This is a genomic window from Anaerobacillus sp. ABR4_321, from assembly GCF_056158505.1.
This window is the reverse complement of record NZ_JBSWTK010000001.1, coordinates 3,925,928-3,950,037: the sequence shown is the minus strand read 5'-3', so window position 1 is coordinate 3,950,037 and position 24,110 is coordinate 3,925,928. Positions and strand designations below refer to the sequence as shown.

Annotated in this window: 16 protein-coding genes; 14 read left to right on the top strand and 2 right to left on the bottom strand. The window is 42.7% G+C overall.

Translation table 11 applies throughout. From position 1 onward, the window contains the following. Nucleotides 1–73: 73 nt before the first annotated feature. Both ACXADT_RS20735 and ACXADT_RS20730 read left to right on the top strand, forming a co-directional pair. On the top strand, nucleotides 74–1,096 hold the full coding sequence (locus tag ACXADT_RS20735) for a serine hydrolase domain-containing protein (RefSeq protein ID WP_474832690.1): 1,023 nt from the start codon (nucleotides 74–76) through the stop codon (nucleotides 1,094–1,096). Nucleotides 1,097–1,249: 153 nt separating this feature from the next. Then, complete coding sequence (locus ACXADT_RS20730; RefSeq protein WP_474832688.1) at nucleotides 1,250–3,232, top strand: penicillin-binding transpeptidase domain-containing protein; 1,983 nt, start codon at nucleotides 1,250–1,252, stop codon at nucleotides 3,230–3,232. 52 nt (nucleotides 3,233–3,284) lie between these two features. On the opposite strand, the gene ACXADT_RS20725 is transcribed toward ACXADT_RS20730, so the two are convergent. Beyond that, the gene (locus ACXADT_RS20725; protein WP_474832687.1) at nucleotides 3,285–4,859 is read right to left on the bottom strand and encodes a peptide chain release factor 3; all 1,575 of its coding nucleotides are present in this window, start codon (nucleotides 4,857–4,859) and stop codon (nucleotides 3,285–3,287) included. A 127-nt stretch (nucleotides 4,860–4,986) separates the two neighbouring features. On the opposite strand from ACXADT_RS20725, the gene ACXADT_RS20720 reads away from it, so the two are divergent. From ACXADT_RS20720 to ACXADT_RS20670, 11 genes are all read left to right on the top strand, one after another. Beyond that, nucleotides 4,987–5,409, top strand: coding sequence for a flavoprotein (locus ACXADT_RS20720; protein WP_270180791.1), 423 nt, complete (start codon nucleotides 4,987–4,989; stop codon nucleotides 5,407–5,409). A 199-nt stretch (nucleotides 5,410–5,608) separates the two neighbouring features. After that, nucleotides 5,609–6,442 (top strand): aldo/keto reductase, encoded by an 834-nt coding sequence (locus ACXADT_RS20715; RefSeq protein WP_474832685.1) that lies wholly within the window; start codon nucleotides 5,609–5,611, stop codon nucleotides 6,440–6,442. A 176-nt stretch (nucleotides 6,443–6,618) separates the two neighbouring features. Further along, nucleotides 6,619–8,202: a diguanylate cyclase gene (locus ACXADT_RS20710; RefSeq protein ID WP_474813755.1), complete on the top strand. Its 1,584-nt coding sequence runs from the start codon at nucleotides 6,619–6,621 to the stop codon at nucleotides 8,200–8,202. Nucleotides 8,203–8,218: 16 nt separating this feature from the next. Continuing rightward, a complete protein-coding gene (locus tag ACXADT_RS20705; protein WP_474832683.1) occupies nucleotides 8,219–9,265 on the top strand; it encodes a HEAT repeat domain-containing protein in 1,047 nt (348 codons plus the stop codon). Further along, on the top strand, nucleotides 9,252–10,667 hold the full coding sequence (locus tag ACXADT_RS20700; RefSeq protein WP_474832682.1) for a glycosyltransferase family 2 protein: 1,416 nt from the start codon (nucleotides 9,252–9,254) through the stop codon (nucleotides 10,665–10,667). The genes ACXADT_RS20705 and ACXADT_RS20700 overlap by 14 nt, the downstream gene beginning before the upstream one ends. Further along, a complete protein-coding gene (locus tag ACXADT_RS20695) occupies nucleotides 10,668–13,949 on the top strand; it encodes a hypothetical protein (protein ID WP_474832680.1) in 3,282 nt (1,093 codons plus the stop codon). Nucleotides 13,950–14,008: 59 nt separating this feature from the next. Beyond that, the gene (locus ACXADT_RS20690; RefSeq protein ID WP_270180796.1) at nucleotides 14,009–14,374 is read left to right on the top strand and encodes a response regulator; all 366 of its coding nucleotides are present in this window, start codon (nucleotides 14,009–14,011) and stop codon (nucleotides 14,372–14,374) included. Further along, a complete protein-coding gene (locus tag ACXADT_RS20685) occupies nucleotides 14,367–17,243 on the top strand; it encodes an ATP-binding protein (protein WP_474832679.1) in 2,877 nt (958 codons plus the stop codon). Before ACXADT_RS20690 ends, ACXADT_RS20685 begins: the two co-directional genes overlap by 8 nt. Before the next feature lie 163 nt (nucleotides 17,244–17,406). Further along, nucleotides 17,407–18,408, top strand: coding sequence for an NAD-dependent epimerase/dehydratase family protein (locus tag ACXADT_RS20680; RefSeq protein WP_474832677.1), 1,002 nt, complete (start codon nucleotides 17,407–17,409; stop codon nucleotides 18,406–18,408). Between the two features lie 18 nt (nucleotides 18,409–18,426). Continuing rightward, nucleotides 18,427–18,852, top strand: coding sequence for a DUF1801 domain-containing protein (locus tag ACXADT_RS20675; RefSeq protein ID WP_270180799.1), 426 nt, complete (start codon nucleotides 18,427–18,429; stop codon nucleotides 18,850–18,852). A 12-nt stretch (nucleotides 18,853–18,864) separates the two neighbouring features. Continuing rightward, on the top strand, nucleotides 18,865–20,118 hold the full coding sequence (locus ACXADT_RS20670; RefSeq protein ID WP_474832676.1) for an MFS transporter: 1,254 nt from the start codon (nucleotides 18,865–18,867) through the stop codon (nucleotides 20,116–20,118). A gap of 37 nt (nucleotides 20,119–20,155) precedes the next feature. Here ACXADT_RS20670 and ACXADT_RS20665 read toward each other — a convergent pair whose 3' ends face one another. Further along, a complete protein-coding gene (locus ACXADT_RS20665) occupies nucleotides 20,156–21,184 on the bottom strand; it encodes a phosphatidylglycerol lysyltransferase domain-containing protein (protein ID WP_474832674.1) in 1,029 nt (342 codons plus the stop codon). A 390-nt stretch (nucleotides 21,185–21,574) separates the two neighbouring features. On the opposite strand from ACXADT_RS20665, the gene ACXADT_RS20660 reads away from it, so the two are divergent. After that, entirely contained in the window at nucleotides 21,575–23,983 is a 2,409-nt protein-coding gene (locus tag ACXADT_RS20660; RefSeq protein WP_474832672.1) for a M14 family zinc carboxypeptidase, read from the top strand. The last annotated feature ends 127 nt before the right edge of the window (nucleotides 23,984–24,110 follow it).

Sequence of the window (24,110 nt, the reverse complement as noted above, 5' to 3'; positions counted from 1 at the left end):
TTATGTCAGCTTTTTTGTGTTCTTTAACGATTTAAATGAGGAAATGCTTTCGAAGAGAAAGGGGAGAGAGAACATGGAGCAAGTAATCGAACAAATTGAGGAGCGTATAAAAGAAGTGGGGTTTTCTGGTGTTGTTTATGCGCGGAATGAAGATGACGTTGTGATCAAGTCGGCTGCTGGTTTTGCGAACCGAGCGGAAGAAATCAAGAACAACATTCATACAAGCTTTGGAATTGCTTCTGGATGTAAAGTGTTCACAGCGATCGCGATCTGCCAGCTTGTTGAGAGAGGACTAGTATCGTTTCAATCTACAATAGGGGAATGTTTCAAGGTTCCATTTCCACACTTCGATAACGAAGTAACAGTTCATCAGCTTTTAACACATACTTCTGGAATACAGGACTATTTTGATGAAGAAACGATGGATGATTATGAAGCATTATGGCTCGACACACCGGCCTACACAGTAACTGAACCGAAAGATTTTTTACCATTGTTCCAGGATGGGAAGATGAAGTTTGCTCCTGGGGAAAGATTTGCCTATAACAACGCAGGTTTTATTGTACTTGGCTTAATCGTGGAGGAGATTACGGGGGAATCGTTCACTGACTATGTAGCGGCAAACATCTTCAGTCCATGCGGCATGCATGATTCTGGTTATTTTCCACTAGATGCGCTTCCTAAAAATACGGCTAAAGGCTATATCGACTTTGAAGATGGATCGTGGAAGACGAATGTCTATTCCATTCCTAAGGTTGGGGGACCGGATGGCGGGGCGTATGTGACGGCTCCGGACATGATTAAGTTTTGGGAAGGCCTTATTAATGGAAAGTTGGTCAGTAAAGCGATCGTTCATCGTTTGCTAACACGCCATGTACATGTGAAGGATAATACCTACTACGGATACGGAATTTGGATAGAGATGAATGAGGATGAGGTTATGAAGTATTACGTGATGGGCTATGATCCTGGAGTGAGCTTTGAATCTGCTTATTATCCGTCAACAGATTTCATGGTTGCCATTCCGTCAAATAAGGAAAAAGGTCCTTATAAACTTTTGAAAACACTTGAAGAGGAATGGGGAATGAACGAATAAAACGAAGTCAGCGCCTATAAAGGCTGCTGGCTTTTCTATGTGTACCTGCTGCCCATCACTCTTGCGAGAATACTAGATGGGCAGTTTTACCTTTTAACTAACAGTCCGTTCTTTTATACTATAGGAAAATAAAGGAATGAAGGAGAGCTGATCTTGAAACTGAAAATGTTCTTATTGATGGGGGTACTCATCATACTTGCTAGCTGTTCAACACCACCTTCACCCATCGATGCGTTCGATACATATGTAAAGAAGTGGAATGAACAAGAGTTTAGTAGTTTGTACACGCAGCTGTCGCCGGCTGCACAGGAGTCGATTACAAAAGAAGATTTTGTCGAGCGATATGAATCGATTTATTCCGATGTGAAAGTTGAGGATTTGAAGGTAACATTTAAGAAGCCTGAGGAAGAGCCGGAGGCGAATGAAGAAGGAGAAGTGACGTTTCCTTTTTCAGTGTCGATGCAGACGCTAGCGGGAGAAGTTGCTTTCGAAAACGAGGCAACGCTCGTCCTAACAGAAGATGAGGAGACAGAGACATACAAAGTGAACTGGAATCCTTCATTTATTTTTAAGGAGTTAGAAGAGGGTGAAGAAGTCGCCATTTCTTCAGCAGTCCCAACTCGTGGAGAAATAACGGATCGAAACGGTGTAGAGCTTGCCGTGAATGGAACGGTCAAACAGATCGGAGTCGTACCTGAAAAAATTGAATCGGATAAAGAAGCGATTCTGTCGCAGTTAAGTGAAGTCTTGAAGGTAAGCGTTGAAGCTATTGAGAAGGAACTAAGTCAAGGGTGGGTCCAATCGAACCCTGCTCAATTCGTTCCGATTAAAAGTGTCATGGTAGATGAAGAAGATTTGATTGCTGAAGCAATAACGATTACTGGCGTGCAAGTGAACAATACGACAAAACGTATTTATCCACTCGGTGAAAGCGCCGCACACTTAACTGGGTATATCCGTAATCTATTAAAAGAAGACTTAGAAAAATATGCCCAAAAAGGCTACTCAAGCTATGAAAAGATCGGTGTCGCAGGACTTGAAGAAATTTATGAAGATAAGCTTCACGGTGAAACTGGTTGGACGATCTTAGTAAAAGGGACTGAGAAAGTAATCGCGAGTACACCGAAAGTGGATGGTGAGAACATACAAGTAACGATCGATTCAACCGTCCAGGAGAAGGTGTACAACGAACTTTCTGGGAAAGCTGGTACAGCGGTAGCACTTCATCCGACAACGGGAGAAACACTAGCGTTAGCGAGTTCTCCTGCGTATGACCCGAACGATTTCACCCTTGGATTCGATGAAGGTGAGTATGATGCGCTAGCTGCTAATAAAGATCAGCCGTTTTCAGCAAAGTTTAACAAAACATATTCACCAGGATCTACGATCAAACCGCTTACTGCTGCGATTGCTTTAAAAGACGGACTCGATCCGAATGAGGTTGAAGAAATTGATGGGTTGAAATGGGGAGCAGACTCTAGCTGGGGTAGTTATAAAGTTACGCGCGTAAAACCAGCAGATCCTCAAGTGACGCTTGAAGAAGCGCTCATGCATTCTGATAATATTTACTTTGCGAGAAAAGCGCTTGATTTAGGAGCGGAAAAGTTTCAGCAAGGTCTTGAATCATTTCTGATCGGAAAGGGAACCGACTTTCCGTTTCCAACTGCAGATTCTTCTGTATCAAACGACGGTTTAGAAAATGACATCCTGTTAGCCGACTCAGGCTATGGACAGGGAGAACTATTGATTTCGCCGTATCACCTTGCAATGACGTATACGACGTTTGCGAACGATGGGAAGATGGTGAAGCCTACGTTAATCATGGATCAGGGCGGTGAAGCAGTGGAAGTTGTTTCTTCTGAAATTGCTTCAGTCGTTGATGGTGCTCTTTCAGAAGTCGTTTCAAACCCTGAGGGAACGGCATATGAGCCTAAGGTAGAAGGAATCTCGATCGCAGGGAAAACTGGAACGGCTGAATTAAAAGGTGCAGGTGAAGAAACCGGTCAGGAAAACGGTTTGTTCGTAGCATACAATACGGACCGGAAAGACTTACTCATCGCCATGATGGTCGAGAACGCTTCGAGTCACGACGTCATCGGTAAAGTTAAGAGTGTATTCGCTCAAATGGAGCCGTAAAAACGAAAAAGCCACATCTTGATCCAAAAAAGGATCGAGATGTGGCTTTCTTTTACTTAGATTCCTTCAACGGTACATCAGGATTTTTCTCCTGGAACCAGCGAAGCGCAAAGTCGTTTGTGAATAAGAGGACTGGACGCTGCTGCTGATCGTAAACGAGAAGGTTTCTCGAGTTGTCGACAAGGTTTTCTGGCTTGTCGACTTCAATCCATCGCGCGTGCTGATGAGGCATCGTGTCGAATTGAATGTCAGTGTTGTATTCACCCTTCATGCGGTGTTCGAAGATTTCAAACTGAAGTCTTCCGACAACGCCGATGACGATTTCATCCCAGTGCGCGGTTTTGTAAACCTGAATCGCACCTTCCTCGGAAAGCTGCTGTACGCCTTTGTAAAAGTGCTTTTGCTTCAACGCTTTTTGAGCTCGCACTTTGGCAAAATGCTCAGGTGGGAAGGTTGGTAGTGCACCGAACGAATAAACGTTTTTAGAACCGACGAGCGTATCACCGATCTGATACGTTCCGGAATCATAGAGCCCGACGATATCTCCTGGATAGGCTTTATCGACATTGCCTCGAGACGATGCGAAGAAAAGCTGTCCTTGAGAAAGCTTCATACTCTTATTCGTTCTTTCAAGCCAAGCTTCCATTCCTCTTTCGAACGTGCCTGATACGATACGAAGGAATGCAACGCGATCGCGGTGGGCAGGGTTCATGTTTGCCTGGATTTTGAAGATAAAGCCAGAGAAGGTTTCATCTTCAGGCTTCACTTCTCCTTCAGAGCTTTGTCTTGGTGCTGGAGGTGGAGCAAGGTCTAGAAAGTGGTTTAAGAATGTTGGCACTCCGAAGCTTGAAATCGCACTTCCGAAGAAGACAGGCGTTTGTTTTCCTGCCTGCAATGCTTCCTCACTGTACGTTGAACCTGCTTCATCAAGTAACATCACGTCTTCTTGAAGCTGATCGACAAGATCTTCGCCAGCTTTGTCTTTTAAGACAGGGTCATCGAGATCTGAAATGTAGACAGCTTCTTTCTCCTTGTTATCACCGTCTGTATCATAGAATTCAACCGCTTTTTTGTGGCGGTCGTATACGCCGTGGAAATCCTGCCCCATTCCGATCGGCCAGTTCATCGGATAAGATTCGATTCCAAGAACTTCTTCGATCTCTTCAAGTAGTTCGAGCGGTTCACGTCCTTGTCGATCCATCTTATTCACGAACGTGAAGATCGGGATACCGTGCTCACTAACAACTTTGAATAGCTTTTTCGTTTGGGACTCGACCCCTTTAGCGGCATCGATGATCATAACGACACTATCAACAGCGAGAAGCGTTCGGTACGTATCTTCACTGAAATCTTCGTGACCAGGCGTATCGAGAATATTGATCGTATGTCCTTTATAGTTGAAGTTCATCACTGAAGACGTAACGGAAATTCCGCGTTGCTTTTCGATTTCCATCCAGTCAGATGTCGCAAACTTTGAGGACTTTCGTGATTTAACTGTACCAGTTGAACGAATTTGTCCACCAAGAAACAAAAGTTTCTCTGTTAACGTCGTTTTACCAGCATCGGGGTGGGAAATGATCGCAAACGTTCTTCTTTTATTTATTTCTTCTTGTAATTGGTTGCTCATAAGGCGATTTATCCTTTCAAATATCACTTCTTATGTAATATAACATAATCCCATCTCTCTTCCTATTGTAGAGATGAAAGGATTCTGTCGATGCTTGTTGAAATAGAGTGGAGGGGGAGGGAATCGAATGAAAAATTTTGATGAGTTTTTAGACGAGTTTCTAGAAAGCTGGAGGCAATCATCCATTGATGGTGTGAAGTACAAGATTAGTGATAGCTATCAGGCTAGAGAAATCACGAGCCAATCAGAAATTTATGATTTTGGTTATACCGAATCTGTAAAAGGTTGGGAACAGGCTTTTACTGCATTTAAAAAGGATGGTACACAGTGGGACTTGAAAAAGGTATCGGTCACACCGCTAAGAAGAAATGAAATGCTTGCAGTTATTTGGGCTTCCATCTCTGCTGGTGGAAAACGTAGTGAAACGGGCAACTTGTTCTTCAATACGTTCCGAAAAGGTGTACAAGGAGAATGGAAGCTTGTAAGAAGTTACATTGAAGCAGGTGTTCCTCAAGAAAACATCACCAAAATCGAACGATTTAATTGGTAAAAAAGGGACCGCTCGGATAACATCGAGCGGTTTCTTTATAGGGAAGGGTCTTTTAGACTAGTTATCGATAGGTCAGAGAAGAGAACAACACCTTTTTACTTATTTCAATCGATCCGAGTTCGTTTAATTGACTTTACGGTGGGAATTAGAAAAAATAGTAGTGAAATGATCCAATTTAGATATAGAGGAGTGAAATGAGTTGAGTAAGATGACCTTATCAAAAACAGTTAAGCTAAATAACGGCGTTGAGATGCCGCAAGTTGGTCTAGGTGTATTTCAAGTAAAAGAAGAGGAACAGCTTATCGGTGCCGTTACTGCTGCGATCAAAAATGGATACAAAAGCATAGATACTGCTGCGATCTACGGAAACGAAGAGTGGGTAGGCAAAGCGGTCAAAGAAGCTGGTGTACCTAGAGAAGAACTCTTCATCACTTCTAAAGTATGGAATTCGGATCAAGGTTATAATGAAACGATCCAGGCTTTTGAAGCGTCGCTTGAAAGAATGGATCTCGAATACTTAGATCTATACCTTATCCACTGGCCAGTGGAAGGGAAGTTCGTCGACACATGGAAAGCGATGGAGCACCTTTATCATGAAGGGAAGATCAAAGCGATCGGTGTGAGTAACTTCCACATTCACCACCTTGAAAAACTGTTTAAGGAAACGACCGTTAAACCGGTAGTTAACCAAATCGAGCTACATCCAAAGCTAAACCAAAAAGAAATTCGCGATTTCTGTGAGAAGCATGAGATTAAGGTGGAAGCATGGTCACCTCTTATGCAAGGTGAACTATTAGAGAATGAAGAGCTGAAAGACATCGCTGAAAAGCACAACAAATCAACTGCTCAAGTCATCCTAAGATGGCACTTGCAGAACGATATCATCATCATTCCGAAGTCTACGAAAGAACATCGTATTAAGGAAAATGCTGATTTATTCGACTTCGAACTTTCAAATGGAGAGATGGATCGTATCAACGCGCTGAATGAAGACAAACGAGTTGGACCAGACCCGGACAACTTTGATTTTTAATGTAAGAACCGATAGGAAAATACTCCTATCGGTTTTTTAGTTCTGCATCCAATGGATTAATTTTCCTTCATAGGAAAAATTGCTAATTTTTACATTGTAGTGTTTGCATAAGTCTTATATTATTAAACTATTTGAGGATAGTTTAAATTCGCCCTAGATTCATAGGAGGCATCATATTGGAGAAGTATAAAAAGAAATTTGCTAGTAAAATTAGAGATCAAATCAACGCGATAAAAAAGAAGAATGAGAGCGTTCCTGAGAAAGAAATCTATCAGCTTCTGCACACGATAAAGGGAACAGCTGGTACAGTCGGATACCAGCATGTGGGAGAACAGGCAGAGGCAGTCATTTCACAGTTTGATGAAGAGAGTGAGAAAACGTTCTCCAACGAGTATACGGTAAAAGTGCTTGAGGGTATCGTTGAGGGAATAGATGAGGGCAATGCTGCCGAGGCAACGTCTGATGAAGAAGAAGTGGTCATCCTCATCCATCCGAAACCAATGACGTTGATCGAAATGAAAAGTTACATAGAGAAACAAGGGTATATCGTCTTTGCTTCTTTGCAGCTTTCGAAAGCACGTACAGTGATCTATGATATGAATCCTGACTGTATCATTTTAGAGCATTCACTGATGGATCAGGATAAAGAGATCGCTGATGAAATTAGAGAAAAAGCAGAAGTGCAGTTTATCCCATTAGTCATTACGGATGAGAACAGTTCTGCAGTGAATCGGTTGAATAGCTACAAGCTAGGTGCGAGCGACTATTTTGAATCGGACATATCGATGGACGAGTACTTCATTAGAATGAACGATAAAGTGAAGAAGCGCAGAATGGTCATGACCTCCGTATTAACAGATGAGTTGACGGGAGCTTATAATCGAAAGTTCCTAGAAAACCATCTGAATCATCTGCGTTCGGAAATGATTAGAACGAACGAAAATGTAAGCATCACCATTCTCGACATCGACCATTTTAAATCGATTAATGATCAATATGGTCATTTGATAGGAGATCAAGTATTAAGGAAGCTCTCCCACTTTATTATGAATCGAAAGAAAAGAAGAGATACGCTGATTCGGTATGGTGGGGAAGAGTTTGTGGTTGTGCTTCCAGGAAGAAGTACTTCTGATGCGATCGACTTCATAAATGAACTTCTCACAGATTTTCAAAAAGAAGTGTTCGGCCCGCAAACGGAACAGTTTTCAGTTACATTTTCAGCTGGCATCGTGGAACTCGATACAAGTTCAACCAACCGAGAACTATTGAATTTAGCTGATGAGGCGCTTTATCGAGCTAAGTCAAATGGTCGAAATCAAGTTGTGTTCTATGACAATGTTCCTTCGAATGAAAAGAATATCAAAACGATACAAATTGCCATTGTCGATGACGATGAAATACTAAGAACGATGCTTTCATCACACCTTATGGACCTTCAGATGGACGGAAATTATCACATCGAAGTGAAAGCCTATCGAGAAGGAGAGGCTTTCTTTGAAGATTCATGGCATCGAACGAGCGCGCCTTGTCTTGTATTACTTGATGGCATCATGCCTCGGATGGATGGAATAGAGGTATTGCATCGTCTTCGTCATGAGCGGGAACAAAGCCGCTACACCGTAATGATGTTGACCGGTAGAAAAACAGAGAGAGACATCGTTAGAGCGCTAGAACTTGGCGCTGATGATTATATTACGAAGCCTTTCAATATGCTTGAGCTAGAAGCTCGTATCCGTAGACTTATTGAGAAGGTCGTTTAATAGGACGGTCGATGATATGAACGCTGTATTTGTAGTATTTCAGCTTTTTGTTGTTCTGCTTGTGGTTTTAACACTGCTGTTTTGTTTTCTTCTTATAAGAAAATACCTCAGAAATCGCTTTGATGAGAAGAAAGCGTATTGGAAGAAGTATTATTTAGAAAGCATCATGGAGGCGCTTAAAGGAACGCGGGAGCTTGCACCGCCAGAATCGAAAGCGATGATGGAAGCGTTAGAGGACGTGCTGACAAGGTACTACTCCTTGATGAAAGGAAATACCTCCATGATGGCGGAGATCGAGATGATCGCTGAAAAGTATTTTTTTACACATTATAAAACTCAACTGAAAAGTAACAGTTGGAGTGTGCGGATGAACACGCTTTATCGCATAGAAAAGTTTCGCATGGCTGCGTTGAGTGATGAGTGCATAGCGATTTATGAAACCAAACATGTAACTGAAATGGAAGCCATTCAAGTACTGCGAGTTTTAGCAAACATACAGGATGATCGAGTCTATTCCATCCTTTTAAAAGAAACGAAAGAGTACTCAGGGTTTTATTATCTAGATATTTATTCACGACTTGAAAGACCTTTGTTTGAAGCGTTGATCATGTCGATCGATGAGTTTCCGCTATGGATTCAACAGACGTTGATCGAAGCAATGGGAGAAAGAAAAGAACATGATTACTTACCTTACATCGAACCGTTCTTAAGCTCTTCTAATACAGAATTCAGAATACGAGCGTTAAAAGCCATCTCTAAGATGGGATACATGACGAAGATCGATCTCATTATCCCATCGTTCACGTCTGAGAGCTGGCAAGAGAGAATGATGGCGGCAAAGGTTGCTAAGATGCAGCGTGACGACCGCTTCGTACATCTGCTGCTGCCCCTTCTCTCGGATCAGTTCTGGTGGGTAAGAACAGCAGCAGCCGAATCGCTTTCCTATCAGTCAAATGGTAAGGCGTTATTGAGAGAGATCTCTAGTGAACATGAAGATCGTTTCGCTAGAGACATTGCCCTCGAGTGGCTTTTGAGGAAGGAGCATCTACGTGACCCTCGCTAACATCTTCACAACGTTATTAATTATTTTCACAAGCTTTGTAGCAGTCTATCTTGTGGGGATCATCTTGTTTTATTTCATACTGTTTATTATCTCTGCAATTCAGTTGAGAAAAGAACATAACATCGATCAGTTCGAGCAATACGAAGAGATCATCGACTCATCATTCTCGCCGCCCGTGTCGATTTTAGTGCCAGCATATAACGAAGAAACGGGCATCGTGCCAAGTGTACGGTCGTTACTCAGCATCAACTACCCGGAGTTTGAAGTTGTCGTCATAAACGATGGATCAAAGGATGGGACACTGCAGGCGGTAGTAGAAGCTTTTCGTATGGTAAAGGTTGAAAAAACGGTTCGTAAATTAGTGGACTCAAAAGACATCAAGCACGTTTATCAATCTACGTTATATGAGAATTTATTTCTAGTAGACAAAATGAACGGTGGGAAAGCAGATGCTCTTAACGCTGGAATGAATGTTGCCCACTATCCTTATTTCTGCTCACTCGATGGTGATTCGATCATTGAGAGAGATGCGTTTGCAAAGGTGATGAAACCGATCATCGATTCTAAGCAGCAGGTTATCGCTGTTGGAGGAAGTGTCCGAATCGCGAATGGATGTGAGATCGAGCGAGGTGAAGTGATGAAGGTCGCACTATCCAGAAGTCCACTCGTGGTCATGCAAGTAATCGAATATTTGCGAGCGTTCCTCATGGGAAGAATCGGCTTATCACGTCATAATCTCCTGCTGATCATCTCTGGCGCATTCGGTGTTTTTCATCGTGAAAGTGTCGTGAAGGTAAACGGTTATCGAACGAACACGGTTGGAGAAGATATGGATCTTGTTGTGAGATTACACCGCTTAGCAAAAGAAGAAGGTTCAGGCAAACGCATCGTCTATGTACCTGATCCTGTTTGCTGGACTGAAGCCCCTGAAAGCATGAAAATTCTCAGAAGACAGAGAAGCAGGTGGCACAGAGGACTCTTCGAAAGTCTTTGGTACAACAAAAAAATGTTATTTAACCCTCGGTACGGGTTAGTCGGCACCATCTCGATGCCATATTTCTTTATCGTTGAATTTATTGGACCAGTCATCGAGCTCATCGGATATATTCTGATGATTCTCGCACCATTCATTAGTGGTTTCTACACACCGTTCGCATTCATGCTGTTTTTGTTAGCCGTCATCTATGGATCGCTTCTATCGATGAGTGCGGTACTGCTAGAGGAATGGAGTCTTCGCCGCTACCCTAAGGTAACCGACCTCGTGAGACTCTTTTTCTATTCTCTATCAGAAGCATTCTGGTTCAGACCGATGACAGTATTGTGGCGTGTAGAAGGAATCTTTCAGCTTTTTAAAGGAAACCAAGGCTGGGGAGAAATGAGTAGAAAAGGAGTTTCGAAGTAATTGTTTACCCACAAGAAATTAACGTCATACGCAGGTATTGTAGCAGGAATCCTAACGTTACTTGTGATCATCAGCATTCCGGTCATCATCTGGCACTCTCAAGGAGAACATCAACAAGACGTTTACATTATTGATAAAACAGTACCAGATCAATCGTATCGCGAACACCAGGGATTAACATGGCTGCTCAATTATGAGAAATGGGTGAAAGAAGATGGAGCATACGATGCTTCAAAAGACTACACAGGCTTCCATCCGGGCGAGGAGCGCGAATATGACATTTCCTCTTTCCCCGATACGTTAAAGGATTATGAATTGATCTATCTCGCCGACTCATACGGCGTTTATGAAGATGAATACTATGGTGGAACGACGAACGGCGACCGATCAGCCTCCCTATATGGGGGAATGCAAGAAGATGAAGTGAATAAAATCGCTGAGGCAGTGCAAAAAGGCTCGACTTTCATCGCTGAATTCAACGCATTCGGAAGTCCGACTGAACAGGCTGCGAGAGAGCGGCTCTACTCTGTTCTTAACCTGGAATGGTCAGGATGGATCGGACGATACTTTGAAGAGCTCGAAGTCGGAGGAGAGGTTCCTGCTTGGGCAGTGAAAAACTATGAGAAACAAACGGGAGAGAAGTGGAAGTTTGAGGGTGATGGTTTACTTCTCGTAGATGAGGATGATCAGTTGATCGTCATCGAGGGTGAAGAGATCGGGGAGGATACCGTCACATTCTCATTCACAGAAAACGGAAAGGATCATGTGAGTGATCATCTTGTTCAGGAATCAAGTTCTTATCATTACTGGTTTGATATTGTCATGCCTGAAAACGATGAGGAGATATTAGCTACTTATTCTCTCGATGTTACGGAAGAAGTGGAAAAAACGTTATCGCAAAGCGGCGTTCCCGTAACGTTTCCTGCAGTGATCAACCATCAAGATACATACTATTTTGCTGGAGATTATGCTGATCGCTCATCTACATTTGACTTTTATCAGTACAAAGGGATCCCGTCGATCAATCGCTTACTCACTTTTGGAGACAACTCCTCAATCGATGCGTTTTACTGGAAAATGTATGTTCCGATGATGAAGTCTGTACTCGAAGAAGTCGAAGAGAAAACAAGTGATAAGGAAGAAGTGCAGCATAAGAGCGAGGTGTATACCTCTGATGGAGTCCGCGTAGCTGGTCAAGTAAGCGACGATCACATCCAAATCTATCGAGATGGAAAATGGGAAGACATGTTGATCAAAGGCGTGAATATGGGAATCGCAAAACCAGGCTATTTCCCAGGAGAAACGGCGATTACAAAGCGGGAATACAAGCGATGGTTCAGACAGATATCTGACATGAATGCGAATGCGGTAAGGGTCTATACGATCCATCCTCCCGGGTTTTATGAAGCGCTTCTCGAGCATAACAAAGAAACTGAAGAGCCGCTCTATCTCTTCCACGGCGTTTGGGTTGAAGAAGAACCGATGCTTGAGTCTCAGAATGCATTCGCTGAGGAGAATCTCGAACTTCTAGACCGAGCGATCGAAGACACGATAGACATTATTCATGGAAATGCTCGCATCGAGAATCGGAAGGGGCATGCTGGTGGAATTTATTCTGCAGATGTCTCGCCTTATGTGATCGGTTGGATTCTTGGAGTCGAGTGGGATCCTGAAGTTGTCGTTTCTACGAACGAGATAAACGCATCACTAGAGCAATATGATGGAGACTATGTTTCAACTTCGAATGCTAGTCCGTTTGAAATTTGGCTTGCGAACATGATGGATAAGACGATGCGGTATGAAATGGAGAATTACCAGTGGCAGCGTCCGGTTAGTTTTACAAACTGGGTAACGACGGATCTTATCGAGCATCCTGCTGAGCCGCTTGAAAAAGAAGACCTTGTCTCGGTGAATCCAAATGCGATCGAGCTGAAGGAGACGTATCAAGCCGGTCAATTTGCTTCTTATCATATTTATCCTTATTATCCTGACTTCCTGAACTTTGAAGAGAAGTATGTGAACTACAAGGATCACAATGGCGAGAAAAACAATTATGCAGGTTATTTGAACGATTTGCGTGGTGAACATTCGATGCCTGTCCTCGTAGCGGAGTTCGGTGTGCCAGCTTCTAGGGGAATCACACATCGGAATGTGTACGGGATGGACCAAGGCGGACATTCTGAATCAGAGCAAGGAGAGATCGATGCGAAGTTGTTCGAATCGATCGTTGAAGAAGATTATGCAGGAGGGCTCATTTTCTCCTGGCAGGATGAATGGTTTAAACGAACGTGGAACACGATGGATTACGATAATCCGGACCGACGTCCATTCTGGTCAAATGATCAAACAAACGAGCAGCAGTTTGGTTTGCTTAGCTTTGATCCAGGTGAAACTCTAAAAGTAAAAGTTGATGGAGACGTGACTGACTGGGAAGACGCAGGTATCAAGCCGCTCGTAACATCAGATAACGGCAACTTTGAGAAATTGTATATGACAAGTGATGAGAAGTATATCTATTTTAGACTAGATTATGAGAATATGACGCCAGAATTGCTAGAAGAAGAACATACAGCACTTCTTTTCAATACGATCGGTCAACAAGGGAGCACAGCCTTGTCAGAATCTCTTGCAGCAAGCGAGGGGATCGATTATGTATTGAATTTAAACGGAAAGACAAATTCACGTCTGCTTGTCCACAGCTACTATGATACGTTCTATTATCAATACGGCGAGTCGCTCGGATTGATTGATAAGAACGAGTATGCAAGTGATCCGAACAACGAAGTGTTCCACCCTCTGCGTCTTGCTTTGAATAAAGAACTCTACATTCCAACAGAGGATAAAGTCTATCCTTTTGAAGACTATGAAGCAGGTTTACTCACATACGGTAATGGTGATCCAGAGGACAAGAAGTATAACTCAGTGTCAGATTTCATCATGAAAGACAATCGTATTGAAATTCGACTGCCATGGGCTTTGTTCAACGTGAAGGATCCTAGTAAGAAAGAAATTTTTGGCGACATCTTTGAGAAAGGACTGAAGTCATCGAAGGTTTCAGAAGGGTTTGAAATCGGGGTCGTTACGTACGAAGGTGAAGTTGAAAATGAAGGTTTAAAGATACAAACAATCTCACAAACAGAACCGAAGCTTGATGACGAAACCCTTACCGTTTCAGAATTTGCTCAATTTGAATGGGACGAGTGGGATGAACCAACTTATCATGAACGATTAAAACAATCCTACTATATTATTCAAGAAGCTTTTGGCCGATATAAGAAGTAGAGAGATTCTACTTCTTTCTTTTTAGGCCAGTGAGTATAGAAAAAGGATGTGTAGTGAATATGAATGCGAGAATACTAGTAGCAGACGATGAAGAAATTTTGCGCATGTTGATCGTAGATACACTTGAAGACAATGACTATGAAATCGATGAAGCAGAGGATGGGGCTGAAGCACTCGATCTCATCAATTCAAATCCTTATGACCTTGTGCTGCTCGATTACATGATGCCGGAGATGACAGGCTTAGAAGTTATCGAAACGATCAGAGCCAAAGGGAATCATGACGTAAAGATCATGATGTTAACAGCTAAGGCACAAAAGAAAGATGAAGACCTTGCGAAAGAAGCAGGAGCAAATTATTTTCTTTCAAAACCTTTTAGCCCTATCAATCTATTAGAAACAGTCGAGGCAATCTTAGATGAATAAACGTTGGAAGAATAGTCTTTCTCATCAGTTTGTAAGAATTATGGGAGGGTTTCTAGTCGTTATCGTACTTGTGACGATAGCGCTTGGGTTATACACACATCAAATCGAGAGAACGTATGAGACGAAGATAAACGATCTCAGAAGTAAATATGAAGCTGCGATTGAGCTTGAAGATAGTTTGAACCAGATGTTTTTTGAAGCCAGAGGGTACTTAGGGTTTAGACTTGATTCCCCTTTCCTCGCATCTTATGAACAAGAAAAAGCTAAGATTGAAGAAAACATCTCGAACCTAGAACCAAAGTTAAGCACAGACGAAGAACGGCAAAAAATAAAGGATCTTGAAAATTATCTCGTTCGCTATAATCGGTTGTTTGAAGAAGCGCTAGATTTAGTGTCGGCTGATAATACAGAAGGACTTCAACGACTTTCTCGAGACATGGGTGGCAGTGACCTCGTATATACAGCCAAAGATTCAATCAGAGAACTCGTCAACTCAATCAGAACGGATATTAAAGAGACCGATGAAGAGCTCATCAACCGTCTTTCGACGATACAAGACCTTTTCATAGCGTTCGTTGTTTTCCTACTCTTGATCGCTACCGTGCTTGTCGGTGTGATGGCTAGAAAAGTTGGTCGTCCTCTACATGAACTGGCGATCGCCTCGAGTCAAGTTTCAGCCGGCGAGCGTGTTGAGGTGCCTCATGAAAAAAGGTTTGATGAATTAGGTGAACTAGCGAGAGCTTTCAACTCGATGGTGATGAGCATCCAAAGCAATGAAAGTAAACTGATCAGTACAAACGAAGCGCTTCTCAAGCAGCGTGAGGAATTAAAAGTTAACAAGGAAGAGCTTGAGCAGAGCGTCAAGACGATGAATTATCAAACAAAAGTTCTTCAGCATCGCAATCAGTTGAACCGCGCATTAGCGTCAACTTTGAGTAAAACAGATCTTCTCCAAAGCATCATTTCGAACTTGATCGAAATTCTCAATGCTGATAGAGGATTGATCGTTCTCCTCAATCAAAATAAGGACTATGCAGCGGTTGGCTTAAAAAACGAGATGGTACAACGCTGGATAAATCATATCGATGACGGGCCAGCATTAAAAGCCATCACACAGAAGAACTATCACATCGTTAGCAGACAAGCGACTGAGGGAGAAGCTGGTTACCATGCTCTCGAGCGTTCTCTTTCATATGATCTATACTTACCGATTATTTCTGAGGGTACGCCTGTTGCACTTATGTGTCTCACACGAATCGGAACCGTATTTACAGAAAAAGAAGTGAACGAAGTAGACGACCTATGCAGGCAGATCTCACTGTCTCTCGATAAGCTGCGTTTATATGAAACTACGGAAAATGAACGTAAAGTTACGATGGAAGTTTTGAATACGGTTAGAGAAGGCATTCAGTTAGTCGACCGAAAAGGTGACACAATTTCAGTGAATAACCAAATGTGTTCGATGTTGGACGCGTGTATCTCAGATGAAAACCGAAAAAAAGACTTCGATGTGTGGAGCAGCACGTTTTTAGGAAAAGTGGATGAAGACTATCGGGACGTGGTAAGAACATATATCAACCGTGTGATAAAAGGAATCAAACCGCAAGAAAGTGAACTCGTCTATCAAACAAACCATGAAGTTCCCCGATTTATTCGGATGTATTATGAGCACCTGCATAATGCGGATAAATTTATCGGTTCAATCTTTGTTCATCGAGATATTACAAGAGAATATGAAGTGGATGAGATGAAGAACGAGTTTGTTAGTACAGTGAGCCATGAACTCCGTACGCCACTCTCAAGCGTGCTAGGGTTTACAGAGCTCATGATTTCAAAAGATCTAAAGCCTGAAAAGCAGAAGAGGTATTTGAAGACGATTCATAAAGAAGCGAGTCGTCTAACGGTTTTGATCAACGATTTTCTCGATATTCAGCGCATGGAATCAGGGAAACAAATGTATGAGAAGACGGCGATCAACCTAAAACCAATCGTTTCTGATGTATTGGAGAGTTATATAGAAACGTACAAAACGCATCGTTTTAATATTGAGGATACGAGTGACCATCATGAGATATTAGGAGATACGGATAAAGTCACGCAATTGCTTAATAATTTGATTAGCAATGCTGTGAAATATTCTCCTGAAGGTGGTGAGATCACACTTCGTTTTGAAGAAAAGAACGGCATGATCCACCTGCACATAGAAGATGAAGGGCTAGGCATTCCAGATGAAGCGATGTCTCACTTGTTTGAGAAGTTTTATCGGGTGGATAACAGTGATCGACGTCAGATTGGTGGAACAGGCCTTGGACTAGCGATTTCAAAAGAAATTGCTACTGCGCACGGAGGAGATCTGACTGTGACATCGAGCTTAGGACAAGGGAGTACATTTACTATTTCTTTGCCTATTCTAGGTAAAGAGATGGACACGCCTAAAGATGGTGGAGTTCTCATTGTAGAAGACGATGATAGTCTGGCGCTTTTATTGATGGAAGAACTAAAAGCGAGTGGGTTCGATGTTTATCATTGCAGAAGCGGTGAATCTGCCATCCACATGATCGAAAAAATGACGCCGCGTGGCATCGTTCTCGACATTTTGTTAGATGGAGAACTGAGCGGTTGGGATGTTTTGAAGGTAGTAAAAGAAACGGAGCGGACGAAGGATGTTCCGATTGTCGTTTCAACGGTAACAGAAGACAAACAAAAAGGACTGGATCTCGGTGTGAAGGATTATCTCATCAAACCGTATCCGCCGCAAGACTTATCAAGGTCAGTCATCAAAGCGTTATCCTCAGAAGAGACGGGTGAAATCCTTATCCCAGAGGGTGCGATTGAACTTGGTAAGGAGCAGGGAGAAAAATGGAAGTAGGAATCTAAACGAACTTTCTTCAGGAAATAAGGGTGTGCCGATGAGCACATCCTTTTTTTTTGAAGTGGCACAATTATTCTTATTCCGACAAGAATAAAGGAATTTCAAGCTCGAAGAAGAAATCATATCATGTCTGACTTTAATTAAAAGGGGAGGCGTACGAATGAAACTTCTTATCCTAGGCGGTACGCGGTTCATTGGAAGGTATATTACTGAACGGGCATTAAAGAATGGACATGAAGTTACTCATTTCAACCGAGGAAATCACGCTTTTCCTGAAGTCGAAACATTGATTGGAGATCGAGACGGTGATCTTTCGGCTCTTAACGGACGATCGTTCGATGCAGTCATCGATACGAGCGGTTATTTTCCGAGAACCGTTTCCAATTCCACTGCACGATTAGCAGAAGTTGTCGATCATTATACATTTATATCGACGATTTCGGTGTATAAAGAGTTTGGCGAAAAGCCTTGTACGGAGGAGTCGCCTGTTCAAGTTATTTCTGAAGAAGAAGCAGAGAGAGTAACGGCTGAAGGTGCTGTTCCTGGGGAACATTATGGAGCGTTGAAGGCACTTGCCGAGAAAGAAGCGGAAAAGCACATGCCGGGGAGAGTGCTACATATACGGCCTGGTTTAGTTGTTGGACCGCACGATTATTCAGATCGCTTCAGCTATTGGGTGAAACGATTAGAAGTGGGTGGCGATGTGCTCGCGCCAGGAAGACCACAGCGTCCGATTCAATTCATCGATGTAAGAGACCTAGCAGATTGCATCGTAAAAATGACGGAAATGAAGGTGACAGGCGTTTATAATGTCACGGGTCCAGAACGTCATCTGACGATGGGAGAGCTGCTCGATACCTGTATGCGCATAAGTGGAAGTAAAGCGCTCCTTCACTGGTTAGATGAAGAGTTTTTGATCAGCCAAGGGGTTACACCATGGAGCGATCTGCCACTATGGTTACCCGAATCGAATAACGCAGCTGCTGACATCAGCGTTGATAGAGCGATTGCGAAGGGGCTAACGTACCGTCCGATCGAAGAGACCGTTAAAGACACGTTAGTGTGGCTGAAAACGAGAGACCCATCGCTCGATTGGAAAGCGGGGCTCGACCCTGAGAAAGAAAAGAAACTTTTGAATAAAACGGATCGAATGTATTCATAGTCTAAAGGAGAGTTTGAGATGGCTTATGAGTTAAAGACGAAAGAAAACGACAAAAGCGTTATCGAATTTATTGAAAATGTTGAAAGCAAAAAGAAACGTGAAGATGCGTATCGATTGCTCGATATTTTTACTGAAGAAACAGGATACGACGCAAAGATGTGGGGAGAAAGCATCATAGGATTTGGCTCCTATCATTATAAATACAAAAGCGGTCATGAAGGAGATATGATGCTTGTTGGATTCTCGCCTCGTAAAGCAAAGATCAGTTTATATTTTGCAACAGGGGAACCGAAACGAGAAGAAATACTTGAACGCTTCGGAAAGCATACAACTGGGAAAGCATGTGTGTACATCAATAAAGTAGACGATATCGATGTTGATGTACTGAAAGAATTGATTCATGAGTCGATCACATTTCTACGTGAAACGTACCCAGAGCAGTAGAGCGGTGCAACTGTGAAACGAATCCATTATAGCTGGATCATCTTAGTCATTACCTTTTTCACAATCATCGTAGCAGGTATCATCCGTTCATCTTCAGGGGTCTTTATCATTCCATTTGAAAATGAGTTCGGCTGGGATCGCTCGGTCATATCGTTGGCATTTGGAATCAGCTTGTTTCTATATGGTTTTTCGGGCCCATTCATGGCAGCTCTTATCGAGGTCGTCGGACTGAAGAAAATGATGGTGTTCGCCATGATGACGCTGCTCGCTGGTTTAGGGTTAACATACGTGATGCAGGAATCATGGCAGCTCATCTTGATTTGGGGCGTTATTATCGGTCTTGGATCGGGTCTATTTCTTACAGTTCTGAGTCCGTATGTGGCGAATCGGTGGTTTGAGAAAAGAAGAGGGCTGGCGATTGGAATTTTAACGGCAAGCACGGCAACGGGCCAGTTAATCCTTTTGCCACTTCTTGCGATCATCATCGATCACTATTCGTGGCGATGGGCGGTAGGACTCATCTTCCTTCTCAGTGTCGTGATGTTTGTCGTCGTTTTGTTATTTATGAAAAGTTCACCTCGGGATGTGGGTGTTCTTCCATATGGACTTGAGGAGGAGCGCGAAGAGAGTGAAGCGTTCGGGAATAAGAATCCGATTAAGATGGCGTTCGGTGCTCTTCTTGAAGCTGTAAAAGTTAAGGCTTTTTGGCTGCTTGCCGGAAGCTTCTTTATTTGTGGCCTCTCAACGAGTGGCTTGATCGGCACACATTTTATCTCTTACTGCATAAGTTTTGGAATTACTGTAGTGACGTCTGCAGCACTACTTTCTTTTATGGGAGTATTTGATTTGATCGGAACAACGCTATCAGGATGGTTGTCTGATCGTTTTGATAACAGGTGGCTATTATTCTGGTATTATTCGCTAAGAGGCGTCTCGCTGTTACTGTTGCCATACGCACTGACTGAGGGCTCAGTCACGTTACTCGTAATCTTCTCAGTTTTCTATGGATTGGACTGGATTGCAACAGTGCCACCGACGATCAACATATCGCGGCAAATCTTTGGTTTGGAGAAAAGCGGCATGATCTACGGCTGGATCTTCGCCTCTCATCAAGCAGGCGCTGCCGTTGCAGCTTACGGAGGAGGGCTCATCTATAAGGTGTTCTTTTCTTATACGTGGGCGTTTCTTTACGCTGGAATGTTTTGTTTGCTTGCGAGTCTGTTTGTCATCCTGATTAAGAAAGATACGAATCTAGTAAGGGCATAAGCATAAAAAGGAGACGGGCATTCCCGTCTCCTTTTCTTTAACCTGTATTTTGCAGTAATTCCCTTATGCGGGAAAAAGCTTTTGTTTTCGCTACTGGTGGATGATTGATCAACGCGATCAGTTGAACAATTAACGTTGGAAAGAATGATTTTTTGTGGCAAATATATTTCGGTTCCCATGAGTCCGCGAACTTGGCTTTAAATTCTTGTAGTCCTTTAAAATTATAGCGGCTGTTTCCGTGACAAAAGGCAAGGCGCATCAGGCGCTCACACATCGGCGAATCTTTGTGATTTCCAACATTCGAGAGCGGGGCCATTCCGAGGCTGCACTTCTCAACGTTTTGTTCTTTTAACCATTTGAATATATGAATAAACAACACATCCATCGTTCCGTGTGGACTGTTTGCACCCTTCCTCATCAAATCGATACAGCTGTAACTAGAAGTCGCGATGGTGGCAAACGCGATGATCTGACCCTCAGGATTTTTCAGTAAAGCGATTGGGAAAGATGAAACGTAATCTTCGCTGAACGAGACGACGGAAAAGCCTTTCTCCTTCTGAGACCCAAGCCATGACTTCGAAACCTCTGCTACTTCTCGGAGAAGTCGACTGGAATAAGGAGGGTGCATGACGGAGAACGTGAATCCGTTCCGCTCAAATTTATTACACCTTGTTCGAAGCTTCGCCCACTGCTTCCCAGCAAACGTAAGGTTCTCGAGGTTTACGATCGCTTCCTCACCGATTTTCGTAAACCGGTACCCATGCTCATGGTAATGGTGCATGTAGCGTGGAGATGCCTGATAGAAGATTGGCGTTAATCCAAGCTCTCTGCTGTAGTCGCAAAATTCGTCGATGGCATCTTTTAGCAAAGACTCCTCACCGATCGGGTCACCTAATACCATCAATTTGCTTCCGGTTCGTCTGTATGCGATTAACACTTTACTTTCCTGAGCCCAGAAAATCTGTTTATCCTGTAATAAAATCAGGTGTGATAAGTGATGGCCGCCATATTCTCTTAGAAACGAGACAACCTTATCCATATCAACATCGAATTCATTATCAAACATGTACGCTCTTCCTCCTGCGTGTTTTGCATCTCTATAAAGATAACATATGTTGAGAATGAACGTTGCAGTAATTTTTGAACGGTTATGGAAATTTTGGGGTCTTGAAATAAAAAAGTTTCATAGACAATTTTGCTGTAAGGCATACAATCATCGTGTTTTTCAATCGATCATAGTACAAGAGTAGTGTATGAAATTAAGCTGAATCAAAAGACCTAATCGTTTAAAAAGGTGCAGTAAACAAAGCGTTTTACAACGTCAAAGTGACTGATAGAAAGAGGATGATAGGTCAAAAGGTACCTCCCATAATAAGGATGAATGTTATATACAAAAACAGGAATAAAAATACTAAAATTAGGAGGTGTATTAGTTCATAGAATGCGGAGGGAAGAGATGAAACATCAACTTATAACAGGAATAACGGCACTCGGTTTGTTAGCTGCACCAATGGTTGGTTCAGCAAATACCCATGGAAGCGACAAGATTCATGCTGCTGAAAACTATGAGGAGAAAGATGGTAGTCTTTTCAATAGTGAAAACTACGATTTTGTAAAGTATTCCAAGATCGGTGATAAGCTTCAAGACATTCAAAAGAAAAGTAATCGAATGACGATCGAGACATCTTCTGAATCTTCCGATGGTCATGAACTATTCGTCGTAACCATCTCTGATCCAACTACGAAAGGGAAATATGGCTATCAGAAAGCGTTAAGAAAGAAAATGTTCAACAACCCTGAAAAAGCGGAGAAGTTCATTGAGAAACACCCTGACTTCAAAGTTCCCGTGATGATCAACGGTTCCATACACGGTACAGAATTTGTAGGGACGGATGCTTCTCTTCAATTGATCGAACGATTCGCTACAGCAAACGATGAAAAAACGAAAGAGCTCCTAGAGAATCATATCCTTATTTTCAACGTTGTCCAAAATCCTGATGGACGCATCGATGCGACGCGTTTTAACGGAAATGGCTTTGATTTAAATCGTGACTTTATCACACAATCTCAGCCTGAAACGAAGCATACCGTCGACTTGATCAAAGAATGGAACCCAATGGTGTTCCTTGATCTTCATGGGTATATCAAATCATTTGGAGGTCCGGATCATCCTGGATTAATCGAGCCATGTACACCGCCGCACAATCCAAACTATGAATATGATCTTTATTCAAAGTGGGCGCTTGATCAAGCAGAAGCGATGGAAGGGAACATTGTAGATCATCGTGAGGCGTACAAAAACACGAATGTTGAACAATCGAATGTTGATTATCAATCGATGACAGGTACATATATTCCTCAGAGAGATGACGAAGCAGGATGGGATGATTATCCACCGATCTTCACGCCGATGTATGCGATGTACCATGGTGCATATGGCTACACGCTTGAAGCTCCAACGAACGATTGGGACGGAGTTAAATGGCACTATGATGCAGTGATGGGCGCACTTGAATTCTCAAACGACAATAAAAAAGATATGATCAAAGATCAGATCGAAGTGTTCAAGAGGGGCATTCAATTCGATCATCCTTATCATAAGGAAGGATTTTTCCCTAAAGCGTATATCCTGCCTGTAGACGAGAAAGATCCGACAGCTACGGAAAAAGCAGTAAAGCATTTAGAGTTTAACGACATCACCGTATCCGAGGCGAAGAAAGACTTTGAATACGATGGAGAGACCTATCCAGCAGGTACGTACGTTGTGGATATGAGTCAAGCAAAAGCTGGACTTGCGAACACGATGCTTTGGGATGGGGAAGATATTACCGACATCACCCCTGCTATGTATGATATTTCTGCATGGAATTTACCTGAACTATGGGGCTTTGAAGCAGTTGAAGTTCGTGCTGAAAGTGATTTTGATGTGAAGGTAAAAGACGTCAACAAGGTGAACTCTGCTGGCGTACTCGTTGGGGACGGACCCTACGTGATTCCTAACTCATCGGTCAAAGCTGTTCATCTAGCAAACACGCTGATCGAAGCCGGGTACGATGTAAGAAGAGGGGTTGAGGGCGAATACTATATTCAATCTGAATCAACGCCAGAGCTGAAAAAGCTTGTGAAGGAATCTGGCATTCAAGTTGTGAGTAATGAGGGAGTCTCAGGTGACGTGCTGACGTCTCAGAATGTGACCATTTTAAAAGATGGCGGGATAAGTAAATCCCAATCTCATGCAGGAACGCTAGCAGCTCTCGAGCGATTAGGGTATAACGTCGAGGAGATCACACCAACACAGTTAGCTGAACAAGGCTTGAGTGAGCAGACGGATGTTTTTATTTATAGTGGTACATCTAGGATGTTATCTTATGATCTTTCAAAAGCAAATGCAGCGTTCGGACTCGAAAACGAACGTCAGCTGGAATCTTTAAAAGCGAATCTCACCGATTTTGTTGATCGCGGTGGAAAGTATATTGCAGTTGGTGCAGGAGCATCACAATCTACGAAGAAGCTAGGATTAACGGATGTAACGGTTCATACCGGCGGCTACAACAGCAATGGAATCGTTCGTGTTGATTATAACGCCACACCATTAACAGCAGGCTATGAATCAACGGACTACGGTTTTGTTTATCAACCCGTCTGGTACACAGATGTTGAAGACGCAGATGTTCATGCTTCATTCGTAAACAACAGCGAATTCTTTGTTGCGGGGCACTGGGAAAAACGAGATCCTGCACAGGGTAAACCTGTACTCGTAAAAGAAAAAGATGAAGATGTCACGTTGATTGGAATTGAAGCAGGGTTCCGTGATCATACTGATGATCTCTATCGTCTTCTTTCAAATGCAATCTATAGTAAATAAAGGTGAAAAGCTGACCTAGCGAAGGTCAGCTTTTCTTCTTGTAAAGAAAAATTTTACAGATTAGACGTGCGAAGCAACTGAATGACCGTCAATAGTCCTATACATAAAAGATAATGGTAGTTCTAAG